This is a genomic window from Salipaludibacillus sp. CF4.18 (assembly GCF_051262595.1).
GTDB lineage: Bacteria > Bacillota > Bacilli > Bacillales > Salisediminibacteriaceae > Salipaludibacillus > Salipaludibacillus neizhouensis.
Genome location: NZ_JBIMEV010000098.1, coordinates 1 through 7,292, shown reverse-complemented (window position 1 = coordinate 7,292; position 7,292 = coordinate 1). Strand labels below are relative to the sequence as shown.

The 7,292-nt window shown below is 31.3% G+C and carries 5 protein-coding genes and 1 pseudogene; 5 read left to right on the top strand and 1 reads right to left on the bottom strand.

Annotation, left to right across the window (positions count from 1 at the left end; genetic code table 11):
- Positions 1 to 197 precede the first annotated feature (197 nt).
- Complete coding sequence (locus tag ACHABW_RS25035) at positions 198 to 629, bottom strand: DUF2383 domain-containing protein (protein ID WP_435759665.1); 432 nt, start codon at positions 627 to 629, stop codon at positions 198 to 200.
- 266 nt (positions 630 to 895) lie between these two features.
- Here ACHABW_RS25035 and ACHABW_RS25030 point away from each other — a divergent pair.
- The 5 genes and pseudogenes from ACHABW_RS25030 to ACHABW_RS25010 all read left to right on the top strand — a co-directional run bounded on the left by ACHABW_RS25030 (position 896) and on the right by ACHABW_RS25010 (position 6,996).
- Positions 896 to 2,840, top strand: a pseudogene (locus tag ACHABW_RS25030) (TnsD family Tn7-like transposition protein).
- 659 nt (positions 2,841 to 3,499) lie between these two features.
- Positions 3,500 to 3,967 carry a hypothetical protein gene (locus ACHABW_RS25025; protein ID WP_435759663.1) on the top strand — a complete coding sequence of 156 codons (468 nt, stop codon included), beginning with the start codon at positions 3,500 to 3,502 and terminating at the stop codon, positions 3,965 to 3,967.
- Positions 3,957 to 4,580, top strand: a complete 624-nt coding sequence (locus ACHABW_RS25020; protein WP_435759661.1) for a hypothetical protein — start codon at positions 3,957 to 3,959, stop codon at positions 4,578 to 4,580. The genes ACHABW_RS25025 and ACHABW_RS25020 overlap by 11 nt, the downstream gene beginning before the upstream one ends.
- 9 nt (positions 4,581 to 4,589) lie before the next feature.
- Positions 4,590 to 5,531 (top strand): hypothetical protein, encoded by a 942-nt coding sequence (locus ACHABW_RS25015; RefSeq protein WP_435759659.1) that lies wholly within the window; start codon positions 4,590 to 4,592, stop codon positions 5,529 to 5,531.
- A gap of 166 nt (positions 5,532 to 5,697) precedes the next feature.
- On the top strand, positions 5,698 to 6,996 hold the full coding sequence (locus ACHABW_RS25010) for a hypothetical protein (RefSeq protein WP_435759658.1): 1,299 nt from the start codon (positions 5,698 to 5,700) through the stop codon (positions 6,994 to 6,996).
- The last annotated feature ends 296 nt before the right edge of the window (positions 6,997 to 7,292 follow it).

Genomic DNA, 7,292 nt, shown 5'->3' with positions numbered 1-7,292 from the left:
AATGTAAATAATGTCTAGTGGTAAAGAGTAGCTATGAAATCCTTAGATAAACGGAGTTTTCGTAAGAAAACAAAAAGATTATAGAGGGAGGTTAATTGAATAAAACCAACAGTAAATTTAATACAAATAAATATAGTTTCACGAGATGGCTAGTCGTTTCAATAAAAAAAAGATTCTAACGGTAGTAAAAAATCAAGCTAATGAAATAATTGTCTTAACTCTTCAGCATGCCTACGATTACTATTAATAACTTCCTCCACAACTCTTTTACTTTCTGGGTCTAAGTCTCCCTTAGCAACCTCCTCTGAGTAATGAATACCATAATTATCTACCCCTTTAAAAGCATCTTCAATAATATCCTTTGTATTATCAGAAAGCATCATATTATGCATAACGCTGTGAATTCTTCCAGATACACCTTCATTATCGGCAGGAACGCCATCTAAATCTTGGATTCGTTCAGCGAGTTTTTGAGCATTCTGTTTAACTTCCTGTTGCATAGATTGAAAACTTTGCTTTAATTCAGGATTATCTAGCTTTTGAATATGGTGTTCTAAAGCACGAATTCCCATGTATGTACCTCTTAATAAAGTATTTAATTCCTCAATAACAATTTCTTCGTTCTTCATAAACTCACATCCTTTCTGTTATTATCATCACTTAAGGTAGTAATTATTCAACTAACGGAGAGCGTTAGTTCAAGAAGAAAATAATATGAGTAAAACGCACAGATGTTAATTCTGTGCGTTTTTGTGTGTTAATTATAATGCTAATTTACCTGTAATTTCACTTTGAATTGTAGCCTAGGAATTCAATTTTTTCCTCTAAAAACCGAACCAGTTATTCACATAGTTAAATATAAATTCTTCGATGAGTAGAATAAAAACTTTTACTTATATTTTTTCCGAAACTATTTATTATAGCCGAACTAATATGTATATATACTTGGAAAATTGTACAAACTAGTATTAAAACGAAAAAAAAGGGAGCGATAACAATTAATTTTCCCCACCCATATCCTGATGAACTGTTGTACAGTGTCATAGCAAGATATCATATTTGGAGTCGTAACCCCTTATTTAGAGATACCACTAATGACTTGTTTGGATTAAAAACAGTGAATATTGCTTTGATGTTTCCTAACCGATTAAAACAAATCAGTCAAAAGTTATTTAAGGATACCCCGTTTAGTCATGAAAAATTAATGAAGGATCATACGTTTTACCCTTTATTTTGTCCGTTTCTGTCAAAAGAACGAAATGAAAAAATAATACAAGCGATGTATGGCTCCGAAAAAAAATCCATCCTTTATCAAGCGGGTATCACACAGAGCAAGATCTCCTTTCCAAGATACTTACGTTTATGTCTCACCTGTGCGTATGTGAATATAGAACAGTATGGTGAAGCATATTGGCATCGCTCTCATCAAATTAATGGCATTAATAGATGTCATATTCATGGTGAGTGTTTAAGAGAGAGCAAATGTCATTTTTCCGTACGAGAAAACTCTCCAACCATCTATCCGTTGAAGAAAAGCATGTTAAATGATTCCTCCCCCATGGAACAGAAAACGAGTTCTAGTGAACATGAGATAGCACTTTCAAAAGAGGTGTTCAATTTATTAACAACACCACTGGTAGATGTGGATCGACAACCTTTAGAGGAAAGATATACTTATTATCTAAGGCAGCGGGAATTAGCGAGCTATACAGGGCGGGTCAGAAAAAGTCAATTGCTACTGTTGTTTAACCATTTTTTCGAAAGAGAATTTTTGGAACAGCTGCATAGTGAAATTCATACTGGAAGAACGAACGACTGGATCGACAACCTTCTTAAACCTAGATCAGTCACGCACCCTATAAGGCATTTTATTGATGCATTTTTTACTTGTCAGTCCGATGGAATTTCTTACAAAGCAAGTTGAAAAGGACCATCCATTTGGAAAAACACCATGGATTTGCTTCAATGCGGCCAGTGATCACTATGAACAGGCTGTAATTACTGACTGTAAGGTGCATTGGGGAACACAAGGCTATCTTGTAGGCACCTTTACGTGTACGTGTGGATTTGTGTACTCGAGGAGAGGCCCAGATGAAAAAGAAGAAGAACGATATAAGATCGGACAAATTAAATCATATGGTCCTTTATGGGAGAAAGAGCTCTATAGGTTAAGAAAAGTTGAACAGAAAACTATCAAAGAAACGGCACACATTCTTCATGTGACACCTTTAACAATCACTCGAAAGTTAAAGAAAATAGAGGGTAATCCGCAGATATTAACTGATAACCAAGCACGGATAAAGACATTAATAAAGTATCGGTCGAAATGGATCCAGGTGACAAAAGATAACCTAGGATTAACTAACACAGGACTAAGGGAACTAGCTAAAAAAGAATATATATGGCTATATCGACATGACCGTATTTGGTTAGACGAAAATTCTCCATGTCACCAAAAGAAAAGTAATGGGGGGATACACGTGTCTTGGGAAGAAAGGGATAAAACAATTTCAATACAAACAAAGAACGCGGTAAAAGAATTGTTACTGATAAATAGCAGTGAAAGACCCATCCGATTAACAAGGACTTCTATTGGGAAAAAGGCGGGAGATTATTCAAAAATAATGTATGGATTAGAAAAAATGCCTTTAACTAAAAAGATTTTAAGCGAGTCAGTCGAAACAGTGGAGGACTTTCAAATACGGCGTGTGAAATGGGCAGTGAAATTATTGCAAGAAAAAAGCGAAATCGTTACTCCTAATAAAATAAGAAAAATAGCCTCCTTACAGAATCCGAAGCTCACAGAGAAAGTTAAGCAACAAATTGAAATAGTATCCTAATGGTAAAACTCCTTTAATTATGAGGAGTTTTTTTCAGCTCATTTTACAACTTATTTACAGCTACTAAAATCAAAAAGGTAAATATAGAAGCCTAACTTTATTTCACAAACAATTAACACCCTCATCAAAAACCTTTATCATAGGGGAACTTCATTTTATACCTTTTATTAACTAGAGGTAAACTAAGTGGTACAGCAGTAAATATAGTCGTACAATGCTTTGTAATTATTCTTCAACGGATCAAGGATACTTTTATTGTTACTCGGTCTAAAATTTAAACAAGATTGGAAGTCACTGAATATTCAAATTTATTCAGTTTGAATAAAATTGGTTATTTATGTTAAAATGAAAAGAGATAATATAGTCCAGTGTATTAAGAAATGGTTATGAAAGGGTTTAATTGTCATGATTTAAAGTCTTCTGTTATAAAGGGCATTAATTTTCAAATCAATAAATGTAATATTAATCTTCTGCAATTGGGCCAGATTGTTGAGGAAAAGAAGGGATTTTCAGGAAAAGAATAGAAGTTAGTTAAAATTAGGGGAAAAGGGAAAAGCTCATAATATAGTTGGTGTGAAGTTGCTAAAATTAGTATTAGTATAATTAAACTAAAAAATAAATCATTCATTATAGAATGACCCTAACAACGGGGAGGAATCATGAACAGTTATGGAAAATTATTCAAGGGACGCAATAAAATAAATCTTCGGTCCTATGATCCTGAAATAGAGAGATATTTTCAGGTAATAAAAGAAGCGCGAAGTGATGGATTGAAACAGGTTATTATTAATTCCGAAATTATGACAGATATTTTGTATGCTACTTTACAATTAGATGGAGTGATTTTAAAAGTAAATATGTCAGATAACACTGACAACGATGTTAAAGATAATGTAAAGGCAATTATTTCAAAATTGAAAAGTGATAAATTAATTTTTGTTAAATTGAAAGAGGAATTAGAATGGGCAGCAGATAGCGGATCTATTGATATAAATAGTATCGACATTTATTTCTTAAACAAAAGGTATCAGATATATTCTAATGGTATTATTCATGGCGATAACTTAGATTTAATATTTAGAGAAATAATGAAACCAGTATTAGAAAAGTATTTCTATGGCAGATAAAAAAGAAGAGATAAAAAGTGAAATAAAAAGAAATCTTAGATATATCGCCATTCTGATAATCGTTATAATATTTATTTATTTTGATATATCCATAACAAAACTTCTAAATTTTACAGATAAAAAAATTATATGGACACTTGATTTTGGTATTTACAACATTTTAGTAAGTATGTTTTTTTCTGTTGTTTATTACTTTTACAAAGGTGCAAAGTTACATATAAAAATAGATATTTTAAATAAAAAAGAAGATACAAATGAAATAACGATAGGGGGAAACCCTGAAGAAATTTACATGCAACTAAATGTTGAAGGAAAATATAAAAAGTTCTCCTCTAAGATAGAAATTTACTTTCCTCACTGGATTGACGTTCAAACCAAGCCAAAGCCTTATTTATCATTTGATGAGGATAAAAATACATACCTTATTGATTTAGAAAGTTTGATCTTAAATAAAGAGAATATATCTCTAACAGAATCCATAACCTTTGACGTACTTAAAAATTCAGATGAAAAGAATATAGATTTAATAGAATCTAAATTAAAGTTAGGTTTATTCACTAAATTTTTCAAAGTAGGGCTGGAAAATAAAGGTATAAAAATAAAAAGCAAATGAGGTATCTGTATGACACTTTCAAGATGGACAGATAATTCAAGGAACAGCATGGAGGAAATTTTAGAAAACATGCTGAATTACGAACATTGGTTAACTCCTGAAGTAGATCCATTAACAGATGATTATTTAAGATATCTTGTTCGTAAGATTTTTGAGGAGAATCAGATAATTACCTTAAACAATCAGGAATTTACTTATAATTACATAGAATATGAGTATGAAAGAGTGCGCCCAGGTGAAGAAACTAATGAAATGCGATCTTCAAGAATTTATTCTATATCGGGCTACATAATAATTTACACCGATGGTATTAATACTCAGTGTATCACCGATCGTTCAGGCGGCGATTATACAAAGACTATATTAAGGAAAATTAATAATTATAGCAAAAAGTTAGAGCTAACACTGAATCCATTCACCATAAGTGAGGACATGTTTATATGGATGATTTACAGAGTTCTAAACTATGGTGAAATTTCATTAGATGAGGATTCGCTTTTGTTATTACAAAAAATTATAGGTTTTAAGGGATCTACAAATGATAGATTAGCTGAAGTTAAGGGTACGGGAAATAAGATTATGAACCTTTTAAGTACTTTAGCGTTTTTATTTGAAAATGAACAAGTTTCTTTTATTAAGCCAAGAATTGAATATGAAAAAGAAACAGTTGAAATATCTTTAGACTTAAACGGTACAATTGACATCGATTTTGAGACCTATATAGGAAATCATTTAATGCGTCAAGAGTATGAAAAAAAATCTATAGTAACCTTAATTACTTTTTTAGAAATAATACCTAAAATATTAACTAGTTATCATAATGATAAAGAAAAAGAAGATGCACCTTGGTCTATAGATGAAAAAGTGCGCTTTTTCACTAGTATAGGCGAATCCATACAAGAAAAAATAATTGAAAAAATAAAATTAGCAAGTTCGGAAGCTTCTAAATAGTTTATAGTTACACCAAACAATCTTAGATTGCTTAATACATGAACCATTAATTATAGCTAGGAGATCTTCAACAATAAAATGCGATTGTTTAGTAATGTATTCAAGAAAAAGGACCAGATTGTTGGATTATTCATATTAGAATAAAATAGAGATGTGGGGGAATTAAGTGAAAATACCATTTGAAGTCTGGGTTAGAAGCCAGAACTTCTCTGCCGACTCAAGAGAATTATTTGAAGAATCCATTCAATGCTTTAGGGTATCTGCCTATAGAGGTGCGTACTTATTATCTTACGTTGGTTTTTTAGTTGTTATAAAAGAAAGATTATTAAATAGTGCAAAACCGCATGATTTGACCAAAGAACAGTGGGAAAATGAGGTCCTAAAAAAAATAAGAGATGAAAATAAATGGGAGGAAGAAACGTACAACATTCTTAATAAAACAGATAAGAATAGTAAAAGTAAGTATTTCCTTGTTAATACTCATTTATTAAGTGATTTAGATTATTTGAAAAGAAGAAGAAATGATTGTGCTCATGCGAAAGAAACACAAATAGAACATAGTCACGTCGAGGTTTTGTGGGTTTTTTTACAATCTCACCTATCAAAGTTTGTTGTAAATGGTGGTGAAGCAGGACTAAAAGACAAAATTAGAGAGCATTATGATCCTGTATATACTGAACCTAATTCGGATCCAGAATATTTAATTAATGATATACCAATGGCTGTAGAAAAACGTAAAATTCCAGATTTCTTGGCAGAACTAGCCAAAAATCATTTACCAATAGAACTTGGGTTTATTGATGAAGCAAAGTTTATAAACTTTTGGCGTACGTTAATTTATCATGATAATAAAGATATTCATAATGGATTTATATCATTTCTAAAGAAAGATCAAGAGAAATTGCCATATTTTCTGTATTTCTTTCCTGATCAAGTGCAATATATTGCTGATGAACCTCCTATGATTAGATATTTATGGAAAAAGGGATACTTTTATAGAATGACTGCTTATACAAACCAATACTGGGAGTTGCCTGTAACTCTGTTAAGGGGTGACTATATTCCTGAAGAAGAAAAAGAAGATTTTATTAATAATCTAATTAAAAAATTTGATAACAATAACTTACCGAAAGATGAGCAAACCTCTCAGCTAAAAAAACACGGATTCTTTTTTTATTATAAGACTTACTTAATAAATGAATTATTCAGGGAAGGGCGTGCACGTTACATTCATCTTAATGACAACTCAGATCAAATAATGTACTACTTCAAAAATGGAAATTTAGACAGAGAGATAATAGAATACGTAAATAAAGTTACTTTTAACTATAGTTTTGGTAGGTTTAAGGATGATTTAGACGAATATATTAGTAAAACACCGTCTTTCATTAAAAAGTATCAGAAGATTATTCAAAACGAGGAAGGGTTAGAAGTTAATCCCTTTTTCAAAGAGAACTATTACTAAAAGTCTTTTAGCAATAGAAGGATTAGAAACTTATTTTTGTGAAAGCTGTAGATTAACACTTAATCTATTCAACAAACAGGCCGTTTGTTGAAGATGAAAAGCCTAATTCCTCGCTAAACATGCGGAGGAATTAGGCTTTTTTTCTTTCAAAATCCTTAACGTTGTCAATACGCGTACTGAAGTCATCAATTGGTAAATGAATTTATAATAAATGGTAAATCTAGTGGCGATAGCTGGTAAAAAATATGACAGAAGCGGTACATACTTATGGCTGTAATCAATAAATCATTTTACAT

Coding starts and splice junctions, on each gene's coding strand:
- ACHABW_RS25035 (WP_435759665.1), bottom strand. CDS start 629: ATGAAGAACGAAGAAATTGTTATTGAGGAATTAAATACTTTATTAAGA.
- ACHABW_RS25025 (WP_435759663.1), top strand. CDS start 3,500: ATGAACAGTTATGGAAAATTATTCAAGGGACGCAATAAAATAAATCTT.
- ACHABW_RS25020 (WP_435759661.1), top strand. CDS start 3,957: ATGGCAGATAAAAAAGAAGAGATAAAAAGTGAAATAAAAAGAAATCTT.
- ACHABW_RS25015 (WP_435759659.1), top strand. CDS start 4,590: ATGACACTTTCAAGATGGACAGATAATTCAAGGAACAGCATGGAGGAA.